Source organism: Paenibacillus sp. OK076 (assembly GCF_900110055.1).
Classification (GTDB): Bacteria; Bacillota; Bacilli; order Paenibacillales; family Paenibacillaceae; genus Paenibacillus.
Genome location: NZ_FOCH01000002.1, coordinates 201544 through 222894, shown reverse-complemented (window position 1 = coordinate 222894; position 21351 = coordinate 201544). Strand labels below are relative to the sequence as shown.

The window sequence follows — 21351 nt, the reverse complement described above, 5'->3', positions numbered from 1 at the left end:
CAAGCGATGCACCGATCCTCTGCCTCCATCCGCCATCGCGTCTTAATTTTGTTCAGATTTTGTTCAGATGCACTTCGTTAAATTAAGGACATATCTATCAAACTGAAATTAAATCACGAGGAGGAAGTAGTAGGATGAATAAAAACACCGTATTATATGACAAATTTTTTAAAGTAGCACTTGCTACAACGATTGCAACAAGCGCACTTACCGTTGTGGCACCGGACTATATAAAAGCGAGTGAGAATGGGGAAACGTTTACAGATATCAAAGCTGCTTCGGATTATTATGAATATGTGAATGAATTATTTGAGCGTGGTTTTGTTAGTGGTTATAAAGATGGTTCATTCAAACCAGGAGGATTGTTAACACGAGCAGAAGCCTCAAAAATTCTGGCACTCAATCTAGGCTTAAATGTTACCAAATCTTTTAATCCTACGTTTAAGGATGTTTCAACGAGTGACTGGGCATACCCGTACATAGAAGCATTAAAAGAAGCAGGTGTTATCGATGGCTTTCAGGATGGGACATTTAAACCGAACTCACCTATTACACGAAATCAAATGGCAAAAATTATTGTCAATGGCTATGGTCTAGAACCCGCCAAAGAAATTAATTTACCATTTACGGATACACAATTAAAAAATAATTGGGCCGCTCCATATATTCAAACCTTATATGATCTAGGTATTACAACCGGACAATCCGCCCTAAAATATGGTGGAATTTCGACACTAACTCGCGGAGATATGGCAGCATTTACAATAAGATCCGAGAAAACAACAGATTATCGTGATAACCGCCAACCAGATGAGAAAATTATTTCTGAAATTAGCGGCAATAAAATGACTATGGGTGGTCAGGTATTTTACATCAAAAAAGAGCTCCAGCCATTACTTCATTCAAAAAATTTAGCAGCGTTGAATGAGGCAAATTTAGATTTTATCAAAATTGGCACAAAAATTATCGGTATTCGTAACCTGGAATTGACCAATGGAGGAACTATTGATAACCCGCTAACATTGGATTTGGCTGGAGGTACTGTCGAAGCCAATATAACCATTGCAGGCGATTATATTAAGCTGGCAAATGCTAATATTACTGGTGATATTACGGTTAAAAAAGGTGACCAAAAGCAAATTGAATTAAATGGGCTTGCATTAAACGGAAACTTGATCATTGAAGGGGAAGCAAAGCGTGAGCAGAAATCAGTTATTAAGCTTACGAACACAACAGTAGATGAAATTGTTGTGAATCGTGACAACACTGAAATTGTCACGAACAATGCTACACCATCTATTAAGGTTGGTAATAATGTATCGGGTATCGAAGTTGCCGGTAAAATTAATTCAATCCATTTTAATGGGAATCTGAACGTAGTCGTCAAAGGACAGCTTGAAACAAACCATTTAACAATTGAAACGCCAATAAAAGTAACGCTTGAAAACAAAGCCCAACTGTCGACAGTAGAAACGAAACAATACGGAAGTCAACTGATTGTCCCAAAAGACACTACAATTGATACTTTAATTAAGCCAGTAAATATAAAGCCTGAGGAAGCTGTAAAATACCCGGGAGGTATATCTTCAGCAATAAAAAATGTGACGAATACCGCGCAGGTAGAACGCTCTACCCCCCCGATAACTCCAACAACACCGACTGCGCCTTCGAGTGGAGGCGGATCTAATGGTGGCGGATCAACAGACGGTGGAAACAATGGGGGCACACCGAATCCATTTGTTTCACAAACTTTAAAAGCCAATAATATTGAAGATACAGACAACGAAGATCCACTTGCTGTAGGCATGATTGGTACAACAGTTACATCAAGTAATGGAACGGTCGCAACCGCTACCTTAAAGGATGGAGAGATCGTCATCACATCCAAAGGTCCGGGTACAGCTACTATTTCGATTAAAGAAGATGCACCTTCCTTAAAGGAAGCACAAATTATCGTAACAGTGGATGCTAGTGGTAAAATGACACATACGATTAAACGCCCTGTAGAGGTAATGCAAGATAAAATCAATGCAACACCAGCACCCGGTGCAGATGATTTAGTAAAACTATTTGAAGGTATTGATATTAAAGGTGTTACTCCAGAAAATATCACAGATGTAACAACCGCAGTGAAAAAAGCGATTGCTGAAAAAGGGAAGCCTTTAACAGAGAATGAATTAAAGTTAGTAGTCGATACGGCATTGCTCCCTTCACTTATTAAAAAAGAAAACCCAAGCTTAGAGCAGGTGTCCACTCCGCTTGATTTAGTTACAGTGGGACCGAATGGTACAAGCTTTAAATGGGATTCAGCTACAAAAGTGGGCGACCATAACGCAAGCATTGATCTTTCAACAGGAAACGTAATGCAAGATGATGCGGATAATGAGAATGATCAACTTTTGTTAAAGGTTACAGCAACGAATGGAAATGCAATCAAGGAGACTTCCATCGAAACTACAGTGTTAGAATCGAAAAAGCCTTACCTAGTGAGTGCCATTTTAAATGATATCGATAAAGACGGAGATTCTTCACCAGGAGATACAATTACATTTAAATTTAGTGAACCCGTTCGATATAGCGGGAACACAGAGGATCACAGTATTGATGAGCATCTTTTTGGGAAAGATTTCGTTTTTGGGATGGGTACTGATCAATATCCAATCAAAGCGGTTTGGTCTCAGGATGGGACAAGCCTCACCATGACCATCGGTGGAGACATTACCAGCGCTAATGTTTTTAAAGTTGGCTCTGATATTTCCCTAGTGGAAGGCTCAGTAAAAGATGCAAATGGTGGTCAAAGTATAACCAATTCGGTCAAATTACAGCATGTTCCATTTGCTCATGAAATTGTTCAAAATGATTTAACAGGCGACTTTATTTGGGAGAATGGCGCAGTTGTCAGTGAAGCAGCTGGGAAAATACAAAATTCAATGACTTTCTCACAGAATGGGGAACCAGTTGAAGGCTTGGAAATCTCATACACAGATGAAGATATCGCTCAAGGTTCCATCGCATCAGGTTCATTTTCACTCAAGTCTGTAACTGTTACAAAAAGCGGTAATTCGCAAAAAGTCGCTTTTGCAGACGGGGAAACTCTTAAGGTTACCACTTCGACTGTTTTACGTGTAAAAGACAGTACGGAAGTCGTAAATAGTGTTAATCATAACTATGTGAGAGATGGTTTGGTAAAAACAATAACAGTGGATGATACCGTAACAAATCCTATTTCAGTTCCTAAAGTAGCTTTAGCAAACCCTGTTATTATTGATGGTCAGAATAAATTGGAATTTACGGCTGGAGTGGCGGTCACAGCTTCTCCAAGTGAAGTTTTACTGAAAAATCTAACAGTTAAAGGTAGCTATTTAGGAACAGCACAAGATGGTGAACGTGGACCAGTTTATATAAGTGGATCTGCGGACGTTATACTTGATCATGTAACGGTGGATTTTCCAGCAGGTGGTGGTTATGGAGCTTCAGGGATTCTATTAAAAAATGCTAATGCAAAACTAGAAATAAAAGATACAACTATTTCAGTTCATTTTACGAATTCTGACAATAGTTCTTATTATGCAATTGGAGTACGAGCTGATGTAGAAGGTGCTTCAATAGACATTATTAATTCTACAATCTCATCAAATGGTGCAAACGGAGGTGCCAATGGTATTCAGACTTCCAAAGGTGCTACTGTAAATATCACTGATAGTACAATAAATGTGAAAACAAGTACTTTCCCTGGTACCGTATATGGGATTTACCTGGGAGAGGGCTCTAGTTTAACAACGAGTGGTGCTAGTGAAATTGTTATCACGGCTCCAGCCGCTAATGGATTTGGGATTGGAAATAACGTCAACTATGGAAATTTAAATATTTCAGATACTACTATATTTGATTTAGATGCTGCTGGTGCTGGAAAAACTAAAGATGCGTATGAGCATAATCCTGATGACTTGGCAGTACTTGATGAGGCACGGGCAAAAATGGATGAAAACTTAATTAAAGCCAGTAATCCAACCTTACAGGGAGTAACAGAGGCTTTAAATTTACCAACAGATGTAGATGGTGTTCTAGTCGAATGGACTGCAGATACAGTTGATGGTGCAACAGTCCATGCTGATGGAACGGTTACTAGAAGCAGCAATGACGATGCAGATGATCTGGTGACATTAACAGCTACATTTACACACAATGGGATGAAGAAAACGAAAGTTTTCCCTGTCACTATTAAGGAAAGTAAAGTTCCAACCCTTACATCAGCAGCATTAGTAGATCATAATGTTGATGGAAAAGCTAGTATGGGTGAAAGTGTTGAGCTGACATTTAGTGAACCCGTAACTTTCAGTCTACTATCTATCGGTGACCAAGAGATCGATCCGGGATCGGGAGTTTGGTCGGAAGATAAGAAAACGTTGACAGTAACATTACAAGCTGATATTACAGCGGCTGGTACAGTAACTGTAAAGGTTAATAACCTAGAAGATGCTGCCCATAATACTAAGGATGAAGACGTGGTGGAATTAACCATCCGATAGGTGTAAGTGCTGCAAAAGTAATATCTGTAGCTAAGAAATGTAGCTAAAGGAAACACCCAGTCTAGGATCTTAACCTTGACTGGGTGTTTTTGATATGAATACATGTTTTAGGACCCTGATCCGTTGTTCAGATTTTGTTCAAGCGCAGTATGATAACATTCCAAAAGGAGTTGATTGAAAAAAACATTAACCCTATGATGTAAACATACATAAGAATTCACTCATATATGGAGGCATGATAGTGAAAAGGAATATCCTAATCATTTTGAGTATTATCATGCTGTTTGTTAGTGTCTTTTCACTTGGCAATTGGCATTATATTACCAGTAACCATTCCAAAATTGTACAAGATGGAACGGTAAAGATATCCACTGAGCAATTACAAAGACCGGTTAAGCTGGAAGGTAATTGGTATTTTTATCCAAATGTTTTAATTCCTTCTTTGGAACAGATCAATAACGATCAGAATAAACGAATCACACTTGATGTGCCATTTAACTGGAGAGAGTATGTAGAGCCCAACAAAGAGGGAATTTCAGTTGGGACCTATTATGTCAAGGTACATGTACCAACGGAGGGGTTCTACGGTTTGTTTATACGGACTATTCGTCAAGCGAATCGTGTGTTTATAAATGATGTAGAGGTAGGAGCAAAGGGGAAGACAAGCACAGTTTTAAGTGAATATGGGTCCGAGAATGATGATAAATATACAGTTTTTGCTCGTAGCGAAAATAAAGAACTGAATATTGTTATCCATGTAACCAACTATAATTCCCCACAGGCTGGTATTGTCTATCCTATTGAATTTGGTACGATGGAAGTCATCCAGCACCAATATCGTTGGAAAGTATTTCTAGACGCATTAGTATCTATTGGGCATGTGTTGTTCGGAATCATTTATATCTTTACATTTTTACAGAATCGTAAACGCAAAGAAGAATTATTTTTTGGTCTTTTTACCATTTCATTGGGACTGTATATGTCATTTATTAATCAAAAAGTGTTTTTCCTGTTATTTCCCGATATCTCCCCCTTCAATCAATTGCGTCTACAGCTCAGTATTATTCCGATAGCGCTACTAACTTTAACGCTGTTTATTCATTCCATGTACCCGCAAGTACAAAGAAGAAAAACAATATATATGTTTATGATTTTACTTGGGGTTGTAATTATTTTTTATGGTATTTATAACCCAATTACCCAAAATCACAGAGCTTCTTCAGATTTGGAGTTGTTCCTTAGAAAAATGGCATATATCTGTGTTACGGCTCCAGTCATATTCTATAATCTATGGACTCTTATTAAAGTAATGTTACATCACCTTGAAGGCGTTCGTTATGTTCTAATCGTGATTTCGGCTATTAGTTGTTATACCATTTTACTGACTTTTAACTTTATAATGGGCGTTCCCATAGATTACACAGAATTCGCATTATTTTTACTAATATTATTCGGATTTGCTTCGTTATTAAATTCCCGTGCAAACCAGACTATTTTAAAAATCCAGGCCTTATCAGAGGAATTGCTCACACATAATCAAATGAAGGATATATTTTTACTGAAAACTTCTCATGAATTACGGACACCCCTTAACGGTATTTTAAATTTATCAAAGTCCTTAATGGAAGGAGCTCAAGGCCCTCTAAAACGGACTCAACAGGAGCAAGTCATTTTAATTCATAGTGTGACTCAGCGTTTAGGACATTTAGTAGAGGATTTGTTGTTCTCTTCGAATCAAATGACAGGAGAAGTAAGGGTTGCCCCTTCTAGTGTTTCACCCTCTGTTATTACGGAAGTTGTGTTAGAAATTCGTAGTGTGATGCCAATGAATCACCTAGTAAGTATTGATGCAGAGGTTGGTTCGAATTTACCGAATATGTACACAGACGAATTACGTTTTAAGCAGGTTCTATACAACTTGCTGCACAATGCCATTAAATATACAGAAGTTGGAGAAATCATTGTGAAAGCCTATGTCCATCAACATCAGATGGTCATCCAAGTAAGAGATACAGGCTGTGGTATTCCGGCACCAGATATAGACCGTATCTTTGATGCCTTTTATCAAGGAAATAATCATAAAAAAGAAGGGCTCGGTTTGGGATTAAGTATCACTAAAAACATTGTCGAAAAGTTAACAGGCGAGATTTATGTTACAAGTACGGTAAGAGAAGGTACTACATTTACATTTACAATGCCACTTGCTAATGGAGAGCATATGAGCATTGAGCAATCATCTACCGGGCATAGAACCAAAGAATTACAGCTTCAATTGCCACTCATGTATAAAGGAAATAATAAAAAGATACTTGTGGTGGACGATAACCATGTCAATATACAAGTTTTAGCCGAGGCGTTACGACTTAAGGGATATACTGTAATTGCAGTAGATAATGGTTTCGATGCAGTAGACTATATTAAGACGAATCAGGTAGATTGTATGTTAATCGATTTAATGATGAATGGAATGTCAGGTTATGAGCTGTGTAAGCAAGTACGAAAACAATATGATATGTTGGAACTACCGATTATTATCTTAACAGCAATCATGAAGCATTCTGATTTAGTGTTATCTTTACAAGTTGGTGCAAATGATTACTTACAAAAACCTATTTTAATGGATAAACTATTTATTCGTATTGAATCTCTGTTAGCCATCCGTCAATCTTCAATTGATGCAATTGAAGTAGAACTGAATTATTTGTATTCACAGGTCACACCGCATTTTGTCTACAACACGCTGAATACAATTATTGGTTTAAGCTATACGGATATGAACAACACACGAGAAGCACTCTACTGTCTTGCAACCTACTTCCGTGCCAAACTCAATGTCCATTACCGAAATAGCTTTGTCTCTGTCGAAGAAGAGGTAGAGCTTGTCAAGGCATACTTATATATTGAAAAGATGCGTTTTGGTGATCGTTTAAATATTAAATATGATATTGACGAGTCCATTCAATTTATGATTCCAGCACTCTCCATTCAGCCATTAGTTGAAAATGCTGTTTTCCATGGGATCTCTAAGAAACAAGAAGGCGGTACAATTGAGGTAAGTATTCAACGGGAAGGCCAATTTGTCCGAATTAAAATCTATGATAATGGTGTAGGTATTCCTGAGGAAAAACTTCAGAAGCTGATTAATGAAGAAAGCACACGTATTGGTTTTATGAATCCATTAAAGAAATTCAAATTAATGAAAAATGCAAGTTTACGTCTATACAGCGAGGAAGGAAAGGGAACAACTATTGTCGTTTTATTACCAGAGGGTGGTGGAGCATGAACATAATTATTGTTGATGATGAAAAAATGGCAATCGATGTATTAAGTATTATGATTAAACGGCTAACGCAATTCCAGGTTTCAATCCAAGGGACATTTACAAATGCAGTAGATGCCCTTGGTTTTCTGGAGAAAGAGGCCATTGAACTTGTATTCCTGGATATCGAAATGATCGATGTGCACGGTATGCAAATAGCTAGACAAATGTTACAAAAACACCCCTCCTTACAAATCATTTTTGTGACAGCACATTCGCAATTTGCAGTGGATGCTTTTGAAGTAGAGGCTACCGATTATTTATTAAAGCCCGTACATGAAAAGCGCTTGATTAAAGCGCTAACAAAAGCACAGAAAAAATCGCAATTACAAGTTAAGGTGCCCCCTATGAATAAAAAAAGCCTGTTCTACGCTCATACTTTAGGCAGTTTTTATCTGCTTGATCCTCAGCAAGAGGTAGTAAAATGGCGTACAAGGAAAGTACGCGAACTTTTTTTATTCTTATTATTTAATCAAAAAAGACCAATGTCAAATGCCATCATCTCAGAAGAGCTATGGATAAATTTGGACTTTGAAAAGGCCTCAAGTAATTTACATACCTCCATTTATCAATTGAGAAAGCTTTTAAAAGAAAAGGGAATACAAGACCCGATTCAATTAGTGAATAATCACTACCAACTAAATGCTGAAATTGAAAGTGATTATGAGGAGCTCATTCAATTGCTCGAACGGGAAAAACATGATGAAAAATCTATTCAACAGTTAATGAATTGCTATGAGGGAGATTATTTAGTAGAGGAAGATTATTTATGGGCTGTTCAAATAAGACTCCGGTTAAAGCAAGGTGTACTGCATGCACTTGAACAATATGTCACTAGCACAAACTCAGTTAATTCCTTATTAAAATTCAATTCTTTACAAATGATGCTACAATTGGATGAATTCAATGAGCAATATATGTTTTTATTGTTGGAATTCTTAATTGAACAAAACAAAAAACAAGATTGTTTAAAATTCTTTGAAACTATACAAGCAAAACTAGCTGAAATTGGTCTCTCTGTTCCCGAAAGGATTCATAGAAGATATAATGAATATTTGGTCAATGTATAAATTAAAGTAAAGACCAAGATAACGATGATGTGAAAAGCTTCAATACAGGCATTGTCATAACAGATTCCCAGCCTGCTCATACCCGCTTTCATACCATACACTCTGAGTTTGCTACGGCACTCTTTGGAAGCATGCTGAGCTCCACGATCCAAATGATGAGTGAGTCCAGATTCACATCTTCTCCACTCGAAAGTTCGTTAAACTAAAAAAAGCAGCTCAGTGAGCAATGCTGCATCCACAAAACTTGTTCTGGCTATAGACGAGTAAAAGGGGAGCCCCGCTATGTCTTCATGGTTGGGGCTCCCCTTTTGTTATAGATATGGTTATCTTATTTCTGTGCCGCAGCCTCAATGTCTGCATAAGCCCAGTGTGTTGCAGGTACGTCTGTAAAAGTTGGCGTAGTTACGCCTGCTGCCGGCGTCCGTTTGAACAGTACATTTAGCACTTTCACGGCTTCAGCACGAGTCAGTTGGCTGTCCGGTTTAAATGTACCATCGTTATATCCGGTCATCAGGCCAGCCGATTGTACGTAGGCAATTGCATCAGAAGCCCAAAGGTCAGCGGACACATCTGTAAATCCAGCACCACCTGTTGCTTGTGTTGTGCTGCTTGTTGCGTCTGCGCTTTGTTTCTGTATCCAGCGGTATGCAATGGTCGCCATTTGTGCACGGGTAATTGAACCCTCTGGCGCAAATTGAGTGGCCTTCATACCGTTCATAATGCCTGCGGATTGCGCTTTTTCAATATCGCTTGCTGCCCAATGAGTTGCAGATACATCGTCATAGTTTACAACGTTCGCAGATGCGGTTCCCACTTCATCAGACAGATTACGAGCCAGCATTGCTGCCATTTGCGCACGGGTTACGAATGCATCCGGACGGAAATCCGCACCAAATCCGTTGATATACGGGCTGTGCGAGCCTTGAGAAGCTTTCAGTCCATCCACCACAACGAGCGTGAACGTGCTGAATTGGTTAACTGTAAACTCGATGCCTTCACTGGAATCGCTGAGATTCACCCGTTTGCCTTGAATCAACTCTTTCGTACCGTCACTGTGTTCAATGTACACAGCCAGGTTGTCCAAAGCTTGCTGGCGGGCAGCAGGGTCAGTTGGCAGACTGTCGCGCAGCGGCAATGTCAGTGTTACTTCATGGCTTTGCATATTTGTTTCGATTTCAACGGGACGAGCCAGTACTTTCACGTTTGAATTTGGAGTAATCTGTTGAATCAACTGCTCTTTCTTCGCACGTTCTTCCACTTCTTTGCGCTCGGATTCCTTCTTCAACGGAACAACGCGGAAGTACAGATCCTGGTCGAATCCGGCAATTGAATTCGTTGGAACCGAGATAATAGCGTTCTCTGTGGAAATCTCAAGGTTAAGCCCACCATCATTCAGCTGTTTCACCGCTGCTTTTGGCAGTTCAATGCGTGTCTCGGACACAGCATCTTTGGCGTCAGGGATGACAATGCGTGCCGTGTTCATGTTTAATTGCTTCGCTTTTTCCACCGATTCCTTGGCAATCGCCTCAGACATTTTCACGAGGTCCTTGATCGTGCCGTCGGCCTCGGTTGTACGTGTAATTGGCGTTTTGGTCAGGTTTGTTCCATTAACCCCGTTCACATCAACGACGATCTGTTCCTGCTTGGTTGTTGGCGTAGGTATGGAGGTTACCGGTGCAGTTGTGGACGTTCCACCACCTGTGCTTCCACCCGAGTTAGGTGTTGAACCATTACCATTACCACTACCACTACCATTTCCGTTATTGCTATCGCCATTTGCCGTGAAGACAATCTTCACCGCGCGTCCTGGCAATAAGTCACTGATGGCTTTGTGACGAACCCATACCGTTTTGTCACCGCTAAAATCAAATTTCTGCATAGAGGCAACATCAATCCAGGTCAGTTTGCCGTTAAGAGAAATCTCCATCGTGTCATCCAAGCCAATTATGGTGTTGTTGATGTCATTTCCCGTTACATTCGGGGCCGTAAAGAATCGGTTGATCACATATTGTAGATTCCCAACATCCTCGTAGCGGTCTTGTTCATTAAGCACCCATTCGGCCAGTTCTTTTTTGCCTTCCGGGCTAAGTTCAGCTCTTTTGGACAAATCAAGTTCACCTGTAAGATTGAATTTGTATTGGTCAAAGAAGTTGTGTCCATTAAACTGTTCATTCATGGTTGTCTCAAGCCATTGATTCATCTGATCTATAGTCGTGGCATTCTCGATAGGTTCGAAAGGCATTGATAGCAGTGCCAGCAGAAAGCGCGGATCTGCAATCTCTACTTGAGCCTGTTTTGCAATGCGTTCCAATCCCAATAAATGCAGGTACTTAAAAGCGAAAATTGGTTTGTTTACTTCGCTTAATTGTAGATGATGATTTCCAACAAGACGAAGCATATCTGTCTCAGGGTCTTTAAAATGATCGGGTCCTTCAGACAGTTTCTGCGCAAATAGGTCCAGCTTGTCCTGAAGTACGCCCAACCCTCTCTGCTCCCAGATCAACTGAGCTTGTACAGCAAGTTCAATCATATATTGAACCTGTTCCTTACTTTCATAGTTCTTCTTGATATTATCAATCAGGAACCCAGCCACATAATCTTTGACCTGCTTAGATAAAGAACCATATTCATTGGGGAAATCAATACCTAATTCCTGGTTCTCCATAGCCAGACGCATAGCGTCTATATTTTTGTCGACCCTTGCAGTATTTACAGCAGCCAATGCATCAGCTTCATTTCCAGGGAAAAATTGATTAAACGCGTTCTGAATGGCTTCAAAGCTGGTATATCCACCAATCGGTCTCTCAGTAAGCATTTGATCAGCCAACTGCTCCTTCTGTTCTTGCGTCAGGTTATCCATTTTTCTTGTATCCAAAGCGAAGCTCGTTATCGAATTTCCTGGATTCGCTTCGTTATAAGTCAGAATATTCTCATGAATTTTATTCAATTTATCCAGTGACGTTACCATTTCCTCAGTCGTGTTTGCACGATTAATGAAAGGTGTTTCTTCCACAAATGTGTCTATATACCTCAAAACACTTGAAATGGAAGATGTTGTTTTGAGTTTAAGTTCGTATAGATAAGCCGTTGTGCGTTTATCTACCTCGGAAGCAGAGCGATATGCAGCAATAAGTTGATAGAAATTAGCTTCAGCACTCGGAAAATCAAAATGATTTATTCTTTCTGCTTGCTTATTATACAGGTCATTAAGTGCAACTACTGCATTCGGTCCATCGATTTGGCGAGTCACTTCAAGAGCTGTCAGAGCTAATTGCACAAAGAACTCAACTTGCTCCTTGTTCTCATATCCTTTGCTTGTTGGCGCCTCGATATCTAATAAGTATTCTGCAATAGCCTCCTGATCTTCTGCAGGCAAAGATTCAAAATCAGGCGTTTCAATGAATTGCTTGTTACTAAGCAGCAAGATAGCTTCTTGGATAAAATCATTGCTGTTACCCCGGTCTGCTTTCTTTTTGAGCTCATTATACTGATCCAGTGCACTCAACTGCACAGTGAATTCAATGGATTGCATTTGATATGCAGCTGCCAAATATCGATCTTTAACAACGACATTGAAATAGTACGTATCGCCTTCGATTAGATTTGTAATTATTTTTGAATATGTACCAGTTGTAGATTCTGAACCATTAATAGGATCACCGTAGGAATGTCCTGATGTTCCGCTAATTTGTTGCATGTCTGTAAGATCAGGAGCATTAGATATGTAAACCTGGTAATTTACATCAGGTGGGGTAGAAGATTCGGATCGTGCATACTCCCACTGAAGTTCTATTGAGTTCTCGTCCACATACTTTATCGTTAATAGACCATTATTCCCTGGTACCGGATACGATGCCCCTGCATTTACCTTTCCTGCTGGTGCTGCCAACCATGGAGCTACCAACACCAATATGAGCAACATGCTAATTATTTTCCTGTACTGCATATAGCTTTCCTCCTTCATCTCGCTTATCTAAATATAGGCCTATTGTAGTACACAGTTCTGAACGGATTCTGAACATCCGCTCCAATAAACGGAAAAAAATCCGGCCTGTAGGTGAAAAACAGGCCGGATTTCAAATATTTTTCGTCATTATTCACCATTTTTACTGCTGCAAGTAATTATAGAGACCTACATTGCACAAAATTTAAGATAAGTTTCACGTTCTCCGCAACCCTTCAACCGCTCCTCGCACAAAAAACAAGTAGACGCATCAAATCATCGTATATCCGCCATCCACAAACAATGTGCTTCCTGTCGTAAATGTATTTGTCATGAGATACGTAACCGTATGTGCGATCTCCTCATTGTAGCCCACACGTTTGAGCACAGACAGTTTCTCATAGTCTTTGAAATGTTCGCCGCGAGGTGTACCCTCCTGTCCCTCACGCCAGATGGTTCCGGGGGATACGACATTCACGCGAACAGGCGCAAGCTCCACTGCAAGTGCTTTGCCCAGACTTTCAATTGCTCCGTTACACGCAGCGTAAGAGGCACCGCCCTCCAGTGGGCGTTGGCTAAATCCGCCCGACATTAATGTGATCGAACCCGAAGCTGATAGATATGGAGCTGCGTATTTGGCAGCAAAATATTGAGGCCAGAACTTGCCCTTGAAGCAGCTTTCGGCCGTCTCCCGATCTGAAATTAACGGGCCACGGGTGTATGCAGCTCCAGGGGTGAACAAATGATCGAACTCGCCAACCTGATTGAAAAATTGTTCGATTTGCTGTTCATCCTGATTGTCCAACATATAAACTTCGATGGACACCGCACCAGTCTTGGCTTTGCCTGCGATCTGAGCAATCTGTTCCCTCGCTTCTTCCAGCCTGATCTCCGATCGACCTGCGATAACTACATGTGCACCAGCTTCAGCAGCCTGAATTGCCGTTGCCAACCCAATCCCAGAGCTTCCTCCTATAATCACGACACGTTTATTTTCCAATGTAAATGGACTCATTCTGCATCTTCCCCTCGTATAGCTGGATCTTTCGTTTTTCTAGCATTTGTTCATTATTATTGAAAAGATTAGCCCTGAACAGTACGCAATTGGATCGTACCAGGTACGAAAATTCGTACTATGGGAACCAGATGACACAGTTATTCCTGCCCAATTCACATAGACAAACAAGCGGAACGCGAAAAAATCAGGTATGATGGAGTTACATATCGTTATTTAAATCGAGGTGAATACTATGGATTTACAGGAACCACGGTTACAAGGTGTACTCATTACGTTGGAAGCCATTAATGGAAAATGGAAACCGCTTATTCTGTTTATTTTATTGAAGGAAGGCACGAAGCGATTTGGTGAACTAAGACGCATGATTCCCGATGTAGCGCAGGGCACGTTAACGAAACAACTTCGCGAGCTGGAACACGATCAGATTATTGTGCGCACTCTCTATGGCGATGTTCCACCGAAGGTCGAGTACAGCCTGTCCGAACACGGGCAGACGATTGGTACACTGTTGGATGGCATGTGCGGCTGGGGCAAGGCACATCTGGAATACTTGAACGGAACCAAGCAAATATTTACTGCGGAGAAATTAGTCGGGGAATCACATAACGAAGCGAAAACTGAATAAAAACTCATGCCTTCCTCTCTGTTATCAGACAGGACGCCAGTATTGCCATCTGTTATGAACAGGCTACCCCGCATAACCGAACCACAGAATGTTAAGAAATCAGACCCAATTTCAGCACTCTCGCAATATTCTCGGTTGTACGCTCCACATTCTCCGGGCCCTCACGCAGAAGTCGCTCCAGATCAGCCGCACCCGGCACAATACCGAACACCGCGTCAATGCCTTCAGTGTACAACGTATCTATCCCCTCACCAACGTAACCTGCAATGGCGATAACCGGCTTGCCTGCTTCCTTGGCAGCCCGCGCTACACCGTAAGGGGTCTTGCCAAATTTCGTTTGAAAATCAATGCCGCCTTCGCCCGTAAACACCACATCCGCATGTACCAACTTGTCACGCAATCCAGTGTATTCAATGACAATTTCAATTCCTTTACGCAACACAGCCTGTGTAAAAATCAAAAGCCCTGCGCCCAAACCACCTGCCGCACCTGCACCCGGCACATCACGTATATCCTTGTGCAGCTGCTGCTTCACCACATCCGCATAATGGGAAAGATTCGCATCCAGCACCTGCACCATCTCCAGTGTAGCCCCCTTCTGCGGCCCAAACACCCGTGAAGCGCCATGATCTCCGCATAACGGATTAGTTACGTCACAGGCGACAATGAGCTCCACATCCTGCAATCGCTCATCCAAGCCGGACACATCGATATGCGCCAATTGGTCAAGCGCGCCGCCTCCGCGTGCAAGTGGCTGTCCGTGCGCATCCAGAAACGTTGCGCCAAGCGCTTCGGCCATGCCTGTACCGCCATCGTTGGTCGCACTACCACCGATTCCGATAATGATTTTGCGAATACCCTGATCCAGACACACCCGAATCAGCTCTCCCGTGCCATAGGTTGACGTGCGAAGTGGGTTCCGCGTTTCCTTGGTCACCAGATGAATGCCGCTCGCTGATGCCATCTCAATCGCCGCGGTTAACCCATCGCCCAGAATGCCATATTGCGCTAGTACAGGCTGTCCCAGTGGCCCGCTTACCTCTCTCTGGTGAATTACACCGCCAGAAGCATCCACCAGCGACTGCACGGTCCCTTCGCCTCCGTCAGCCATCGGTACATGAACATAGTTGGCGGCTGGGTAGATTTTACGCAATCCTTTTTCCATCGCCACACATACTTCTTTCGCTGTCATGCTCTCTTTAAATGAATCCGGTGCCAGTACAAATGTCGTCTCTCTCATCTTCTCCCACCCCATCCGTGTTATTAAAGGATAGATCGTACTTGTTGAACACGCTTTCATTATAGTTGCTGGTGAGCCAAATAAATATTGATGAACTGACGAAATTCATTGTGCATATGCACAATGAATAGTGGCAGGACCGAATATCCTGCCACCGTTACACTATCGTGCTTTGCTGCTTCCTAGAGAAGCACACGGTGTTCCATTATACTTTTCATACTAATATGGGATTTGGATGGACCAAGCTTCACAAGCGAGTCCTGGAACTCAGCAAGCTCTTCAATGGTTGCCGTCTGTACCTTGATCAGATAGTTGTACTCACCGCTAATCCGATATAAATCCGTGACCTCAACAGCCTGTTCACAGAAGTGAACGAATTCCTCACAATGCTCTGTCTTAAGCAAAATAAAAGTCGTTGTTCCACGATTTAGTTTGGCCAGATTATAGATGGTTGAATAGCCCGATATGACCCCATTTTCCTCCAGTTTGAGAATTCTCTCCTTGACCGAAGGTTGGGACATATTCACCTCTTTGCTAATCTGTACAATCGGCATGCGTGCATGGTGCTGCAGCAAGCGCATAATCTGCTGGTCGATCTCATCTATAACATAACCCATTTATAGTCCCTCCCGAGAATCAGGCTAATTTAATAAGTTTTTTGGGTTAAAAGAGCTCATAAATTACAACTCTTACTCCATTATATCCTTTGATATCGCATGGTTCCAATGCAGCGTTCCCTTTATACTTTAGAAAACAATCTGAAGAAGGAGTGACGAGCATGAGTGTAAATGGACTTGCTCACGTAGCTATTCAAGCACGTAATTATGAGGATACCCTCTCATTCTATACCGATGTATTAGGATTTAAAGTTGGTCACTCTTGGAGTCTGCCGGCCTTCCAAATTACCGAGGCATGTATGCTGATCTCACCGGATCAACGGACCTGCATTGAACTGTTTGACCCCGGAGCCGTAATCGCGGCCGAAGGCGAACCAGCAGACTCTCCCGAAGCAGTTAAACATGGGGCATTGCTGCATTTCGCCTTTTACGTAGATAATGTGGAAAAGATCTACGAGCAAGCGCTTGCTCATGGTGCTAAACCTTATGTTCAACCCGATTGGATCTCACTTGGTGAACTTCCGCTTCAAGTTCGAAATGCGATTGTGCACAGTCCGAATGGTGAAGTCATTGAATTCCTCGAAGAGGTTGATTTTGATCGTTCATCCACACCATCGATCTAGCGTTACACAAGCCGAACAGCCTGTTGCCCGCAAATCCGTGGCGGCAGGCTGTTTTATACTATGTTTTTTGAGCGATAGGAAAGCGAGCATATTAGCATATGACATACTCCTTGCCCTCATTCCCCCTCTTCAATTCCCGGTTTATACTCTCGTAACTTCCCTTCATATACCAGCTGCAGTTGTTCACTTTGGCGAAAATCATCCGGGGTCACCAGCGCAGGCAGCTTGTTCCACAGCTTGATGCCTGAACGTTGTAGAATCTCGGCAACAAATTGCGAGCAAAAGTAGGAGTTGCTGAACTCGACTGGCTCCTTCAACGTAATACCAATCACACCAAGCAGATTGTACATATATTTCTGGCGGCTGCGGATGAAGATGTGCAGCACCCGTTTCATTTTTTCCACTTCACGCTCCGTCACCTGAAGCTCATAAATCACACATGTGGTATTTGGATACTTACTGTATGTACCTGTCTGAATATCTTCCTTCACGAACCCGCCGTTCAGCGGATTGCTAGGATGCTTGCGACCAAAGCTATACAGCTCGGATAATTCTCGGTCATATGAGATGGAGGCGTGATTGTATGGTGCTCTGGTGTAACTCTGAATGACTTTGGTAAACAATGTTCCCGTATTCGTAAGCAGGATATAGATGGAGCGTGGTTCTGTCATAACTAAATTTCCCCTTATCAAGTTGGCACTATTCCTTCATAATAACATAGGTACCCTATATTGGAATCTTACTTCTGGATAAGCAGGTGATTGTACTTGAGCAGTTCACTCTTTACCTTAACACTGATTTTTATTGCTTTACTGGTCATACATATCGTGTACAAAATCATTACGAAGCTTCAGCCGGACAAGGATTATTCGGGCATTGGCAACAAAATCAAAACCTGGTGGGGCATGTTGGTCATTTTCTGCCTCGCCACTCTCTTCAATCCGATTGTCTCCCTGATCTCCCTCATGGTACTTACCTTTTTCGCGCTGAAAGAGTACTTCTCCATGATCCGCAGTACCCGCAAAGCGGATCGCAGGTTGTTTCTATGGGCGTATCTGGCGATTCCGGTACAGTTCTACTGGATCTATATTGGATGGTATGGGATGTTTATTGTGTTTATTCCACTATATGTCTTCCTGGTGCTGCCCCTGCCACGTCTGATTAATAAGGGAACGGTTGGTTTCCTGCGCAGTGTGAGCTCGACGCAATGGGGATTGATGCTGATGGTATTTGGACTTAGTCATCTGGCCTACTTCCCGTTCGCAACACCGGAATATGGCTCAAAGCTGGTCCTGTTCCTGGTCGTGTTAACCCAGCTGAATGATGTGGTGCATTATCTGGCCTCGCTCTATCTGGGCAAACGCAAAGTGGTGCCCACGGCCAATCCTTTTTTGACATGGGAAGGGTTCGCCTGTGCATTCGTTGTAACCACCGCTGCCTCTTATTTCATTCACCCTTACCTGACTCCGTTTGATGCACGTTTCGCGCTTTTCATCGGTGTGTTAATCGCTCTGGCTGGGTTCTTCGGAAGTCTGACGGTTTCTGTTCTGAAGCGTGATTTGTTAATCGGGGATGACAATAAGTTCGATGCGTTGAAAAAAAGCTACCTGAGCCGGGTCGACAGCCTGACGTACACCTCTCCGGTCATGTTCCACGTGGTGCGTTATTTCTTCGACTTCATGTAGACGGAGTATCCATTACAGATACGGGGTGCGGAAACACTCAGTGGATAGAACAAAGTGAGAGCTCGCGTCATCAATAAAAAGCAGCCTTTACGGCTGCTTTTACGCATTTATGGGAGAAATGAAGGCGCATGTATATTGTGCCTATTTCATTTTCCATTTTTGAATCAACAGAATGCACCGCACAAGGCTATGACTTGCCTGATTATTTTAATTTAATTTCCTTCTCCGAGGTCACTTCTTTCCCCTCTTCATTGGTAAACACAAACGTCGCCTTGCCGCGTTCACCCTTCATCTCATCCGAATAGATAAATCCGGAGAATTGCCCGTCACCACTGATATAAAACCCTTCTTTTCCATTTGCGCCATGCTCGATCGCTTCTTTGTAGGAATTCACAATCGTTACCGTGTTGGACGTCCAGCGCATCTCGGATAAAGCATAGCCCTCAGGAATTTGTTTTATCGCAAAATCAAAGCTATTGCCCTCGGACGGCTTATCCGTCTGGTCAATGACGATCATGACCTGTCCTTCCGCATCAGCGGAGGATTTTGATTGGGCCGTAGGCTTGCCTTCATTCCCACTTTCGCTCGCCTGATTATTGTTATTCTTGGCTTCAATATTGGGAATGGAACTATTTCCCGCTTCCTCTATGGGCTGCTTTGATTGTGGATAGGCGTGTTCCTGTACGGATTCGTTGTTGTTTTTCGCCCCACATGCACTGGTCAACAGCAGAATACATAGAGCAGACACCCAGAGTATAGATTTATTTTTATTATTTTTCATCATTGGAACTCCCTCCATTGATCTAAAGTAACAAGCACGATGCATTCATCCAAAGAGAACTTTCCATTCAGCACCTTCTATAGTAATTACTACACCATATCGTCTCACATTAAGCTCCATATTATGTAAATGAGTTATAAGTTAGCTCGATTATTTCATCGATTGTGCGTGTTCACCAGCATGGATCAGGCGCAAAAGGGGCAAAGCAAGCGATCGGACGTTCCCGGGGAGGACTAAGCACCAAAATTCATGCCGTAGTTGATGCGCTCGGAAACCCACTTCATTTCGAATTAATATTGTGATCTAGATAACATAAAGTTAACCTTATTCATAAATAATGTTAATTTTATGTCATTCATCACTTAAATTGCTCTGATATAATTTCTGCTAGGTAGATAAAAGGGGAATAAATTGTTGAAAAATGAGCGACATCGAAAAATAAAGAAAATGCATCCCCCATTTGTTATACAGCAGTGAAGGATTACTCGCTGTATGGAAGTAGCTTTTAGCACATGGTGATATAAAAAACAATGGAACAGGAGATTTTAATCCATACGGGGATTAACTCAGTTATCAAGCGAGTAAACATGCGAAAACATAACTTTATAGTAGGAGTGTGAGATATGAAAAAAACATTATTGGCTTGTATGATGATAATGCTGATGTTAGCATCAGCTTGTGGAAAGGTTGAAACGACTTCAAGTTCAAATGCATCTAGTGAGCCAAAACCTGAAGCAAAGGAGTCTACCAGTCCAGCTAGCACCTCCGAGTATTGTTCGCAAGGACGTGTAAAATTGGATAGTGAAACTGAAAAATTTATTTACGGAACTTGGAAAGTTAAGAAGCACCTTGGGTTTGCAAATTCTTATAATGATGCTTCTGAATATCCAACAGGGCAAAAATTTATCGGGGATGAAATTGTAATCGAAAAAGACTTTTTTTCATCAAAAGGACTAAAAAACTATAGTGATTATCAATATGAGCTGAAGAATCCATTATATCAGAATATAGCGACATGCTATAACTCTACCTCTTTTTATAGATTGTATAAAATTCAAATTCCAGACTTAAATATAAATGATGAGGTAAAGGCAATAGATATAAGTGACCCTTCTACAAAAATGAGCATACCTGTAGGTTTAAGCTTTTTAGCTGTTAATAACGATAGGCTTATCTTGTTATCAGAGGCAACTATTTTTGAGCTCAAAAAAATTAATGATTAAATGAATTAAGGTTATATTTTCAAAACAAGAAAGGTCAGCCTCTTTAGGCTGACCTTTCTTGTTTATGCCGTAAACCGATTGAACTATAGTGTATATACTGGATATTTATGAGTATAACCCGAGCCTTTACAAAATAGTTCTGCTTCTTCATTTCTTCGTCTTTGCAAATTTATATCATATGAAAATGCTTTGCTTACTAATTTTGAACAATTATCAAGTTCTGTTTGAGAACGTGGACCTTGAAAAGATGAATAGATTAGCTTGTACGCAAGCAGACTTTTTACGTCATTGGTATTGAGCACCCCAGCACCTGCATTAAAAGTGAGCGAAACAAGTGCATCAAACTGATTTTGTGAAAGAGACATACCTGCAGGAAGGGTTACATTATTTACTGCTGCTACAGCACTTGCAGTATCATTGGTAAAGAATGTATTTGCCTGAGATTGAGTAATTGGAGAAGTATAACTGAGTCCCAAAGATTTAGATAGAGCATCAGCTTGTGCCTGGGTTAAAGTTGTATTTTTTGTGTATGTTTTAGACTTTGTTATCAGATGTCCATATCCAACTGTTGGAAAACCTTTTGGATCGGCATAGAATTTTAAGTTAAGTCCCTCATGCCCTTTCATAAAAGTTGCTCCATTAGCGCTTAGATTTGCCATAATAAATCACTCCTAAAGT

Annotated in this window: 14 protein-coding genes and 1 pseudogene; 8 read left to right on the top strand and 7 right to left on the bottom strand. The window is 41.4% G+C overall.

All coding sequences use genetic code 11. From position 1 onward, the window contains the following. The first annotated feature begins 134 nt into the window (after positions 1-134). The 3 genes from BMY78_RS19860 to BMY78_RS19850 all read left to right on the top strand — a co-directional run bounded on the left by BMY78_RS19860 (position 135) and on the right by BMY78_RS19850 (position 8918). Positions 135-4529, top strand: a complete 4395-nt coding sequence (locus BMY78_RS19860; protein ID WP_090902931.1) for an S-layer homology domain-containing protein — start codon at positions 135-137, stop codon at positions 4527-4529. A 241-nt stretch (positions 4530-4770) separates the two neighbouring features. Beyond that, positions 4771-7812 carry a sensor histidine kinase gene (locus BMY78_RS19855; protein ID WP_090902929.1) on the top strand — a complete coding sequence of 1014 codons (3042 nt, stop codon included), beginning with the start codon at positions 4771-4773 and terminating at the stop codon, positions 7810-7812. Beyond that, positions 7809-8918 (top strand): response regulator, encoded by a 1110-nt coding sequence (locus tag BMY78_RS19850; protein WP_090902927.1) that lies wholly within the window; start codon positions 7809-7811, stop codon positions 8916-8918. The genes BMY78_RS19855 and BMY78_RS19850 overlap by 4 nt, the downstream gene beginning before the upstream one ends. Positions 8919-9246: 328 nt before the next feature. On the opposite strand, the gene BMY78_RS19845 is transcribed toward BMY78_RS19850, so the two are convergent. Both BMY78_RS19845 and BMY78_RS19840 read right to left on the bottom strand, forming a co-directional pair. Next, the gene (locus BMY78_RS19845) at positions 9247-12864 is read right to left on the bottom strand and encodes a DUF4073 domain-containing protein (RefSeq protein ID WP_177185815.1); all 3618 of its coding nucleotides are present in this window, start codon (positions 12862-12864) and stop codon (positions 9247-9249) included. Positions 12865-13132: 268 nt separating this feature from the next. After that, positions 13133-13876 carry an SDR family oxidoreductase gene (locus tag BMY78_RS19840; RefSeq protein WP_090902923.1) on the bottom strand — a complete coding sequence of 248 codons (744 nt, stop codon included), beginning with the start codon at positions 13874-13876 and terminating at the stop codon, positions 13133-13135. Positions 13877-14111: 235 nt separating this feature from the next. On the opposite strand from BMY78_RS19840, the gene BMY78_RS19835 reads away from it, so the two are divergent. Next, positions 14112-14504, top strand: a complete 393-nt coding sequence (locus BMY78_RS19835; protein WP_090902921.1) for a winged helix-turn-helix transcriptional regulator — start codon at positions 14112-14114, stop codon at positions 14502-14504. Positions 14505-14595: 91 nt separating this feature from the next. Here the strand turns inward: BMY78_RS19835 and BMY78_RS19830 are convergent, their stop codons facing one another. Beyond that, positions 14596-15744, bottom strand: coding sequence for a glycerate kinase (locus tag BMY78_RS19830; RefSeq protein WP_090902919.1), 1149 nt, complete (start codon positions 15742-15744; stop codon positions 14596-14598). Positions 15745-15926: 182 nt separating this feature from the next. Next, positions 15927-16361 carry an Lrp/AsnC family transcriptional regulator gene (locus BMY78_RS19825; protein WP_090902917.1) on the bottom strand — a complete coding sequence of 145 codons (435 nt, stop codon included), beginning with the start codon at positions 16359-16361 and terminating at the stop codon, positions 15927-15929. Positions 16362-16522: 161 nt separating this feature from the next. Here BMY78_RS19825 and BMY78_RS19820 point away from each other — a divergent pair, with 161 nt between their 5' ends. Then, entirely contained in the window at positions 16523-16984 is a 462-nt protein-coding gene (locus tag BMY78_RS19820) for a VOC family protein (protein WP_090902915.1), read from the top strand. A 116-nt stretch (positions 16985-17100) separates the two neighbouring features. On the opposite strand, the gene BMY78_RS19815 is transcribed toward BMY78_RS19820, so the two are convergent. Next, positions 17101-17655, bottom strand: a complete 555-nt coding sequence (locus tag BMY78_RS19815; protein ID WP_090902913.1) for a hypothetical protein — start codon at positions 17653-17655, stop codon at positions 17101-17103. Positions 17656-17751: 96 nt separating this feature from the next. Between BMY78_RS19815 and BMY78_RS19810 the strand changes: the two genes are divergently transcribed. Further along, complete coding sequence (locus tag BMY78_RS19810) at positions 17752-18669, top strand: phosphatidate cytidylyltransferase (RefSeq protein WP_090902911.1); 918 nt, start codon at positions 17752-17754, stop codon at positions 18667-18669. Between the two features lie 202 nt (positions 18670-18871). On the opposite strand, the gene BMY78_RS19805 is transcribed toward BMY78_RS19810, so the two are convergent. Beyond that, positions 18872-19453: a hypothetical protein gene (locus tag BMY78_RS19805; RefSeq protein WP_090902909.1), complete on the bottom strand. Its 582-nt coding sequence runs from the start codon at positions 19451-19453 to the stop codon at positions 18872-18874. A gap of 146 nt (positions 19454-19599) precedes the next feature. On the opposite strand from BMY78_RS19805, the pseudogene BMY78_RS32610 reads away from it, so the two are divergent. Next, positions 19600-19743, top strand: a pseudogene (locus BMY78_RS32610) (IS5/IS1182 family transposase); the annotation flags it as partial. Positions 19744-20073: 330 nt separating this feature from the next. Next, entirely contained in the window at positions 20074-20673 is a 600-nt protein-coding gene (locus BMY78_RS19800) for a hypothetical protein (protein WP_090902907.1), read from the top strand. An 83-nt stretch (positions 20674-20756) separates the two neighbouring features. Here the strand turns inward: BMY78_RS19800 and BMY78_RS19795 are convergent, their stop codons facing one another. Beyond that, positions 20757-21332 (bottom strand): lysozyme, encoded by a 576-nt coding sequence (locus tag BMY78_RS19795; RefSeq protein ID WP_090902904.1) that lies wholly within the window; start codon positions 21330-21332, stop codon positions 20757-20759. Positions 21333-21351: the final 19 nt, after the last annotated feature.

Excerpts from the sequence above, each read along its gene's own strand:
- BMY78_RS19830 (WP_090902919.1), bottom strand. The coding sequence starts at position 15,744 with ATGAGAGAGACGACATTTGTACTGGCACCGGATTCATTTAAAGAGAGC.
- BMY78_RS19845 (WP_177185815.1), bottom strand. The coding sequence starts at position 12,864 with ATGCAGTACAGGAAAATAATTAGCATGTTGCTCATATTGGTGTTGGTA.
- BMY78_RS19850 (WP_090902927.1), top strand. The coding sequence starts at position 7,809 with ATGAACATAATTATTGTTGATGATGAAAAAATGGCAATCGATGTATTA.
- BMY78_RS19820 (WP_090902915.1), top strand. The coding sequence starts at position 16,523 with ATGAGTGTAAATGGACTTGCTCACGTAGCTATTCAAGCACGTAATTAT.
- BMY78_RS19835 (WP_090902921.1), top strand. The coding sequence starts at position 14,112 with ATGGATTTACAGGAACCACGGTTACAAGGTGTACTCATTACGTTGGAA.
- BMY78_RS19860 (WP_090902931.1), top strand. The coding sequence starts at position 135 with ATGAATAAAAACACCGTATTATATGACAAATTTTTTAAAGTAGCACTT.
- BMY78_RS19840 (WP_090902923.1), bottom strand. The coding sequence starts at position 13,876 with ATGAGTCCATTTACATTGGAAAATAAACGTGTCGTGATTATAGGAGGA.
- BMY78_RS19800 (WP_090902907.1), top strand. The coding sequence starts at position 20,074 with ATGAAAAAAACATTATTGGCTTGTATGATGATAATGCTGATGTTAGCA.
- BMY78_RS19795 (WP_090902904.1), bottom strand. The coding sequence starts at position 21,332 with ATGGCAAATCTAAGCGCTAATGGAGCAACTTTTATGAAAGGGCATGAG.
- BMY78_RS19805 (WP_090902909.1), bottom strand. The coding sequence starts at position 19,453 with ATGATGAAAAATAATAAAAATAAATCTATACTCTGGGTGTCTGCTCTA.
- BMY78_RS19825 (WP_090902917.1), bottom strand. The coding sequence starts at position 16,361 with ATGGGTTATGTTATAGATGAGATCGACCAGCAGATTATGCGCTTGCTG.
- BMY78_RS19815 (WP_090902913.1), bottom strand. The coding sequence starts at position 17,655 with ATGACAGAACCACGCTCCATCTATATCCTGCTTACGAATACGGGAACA.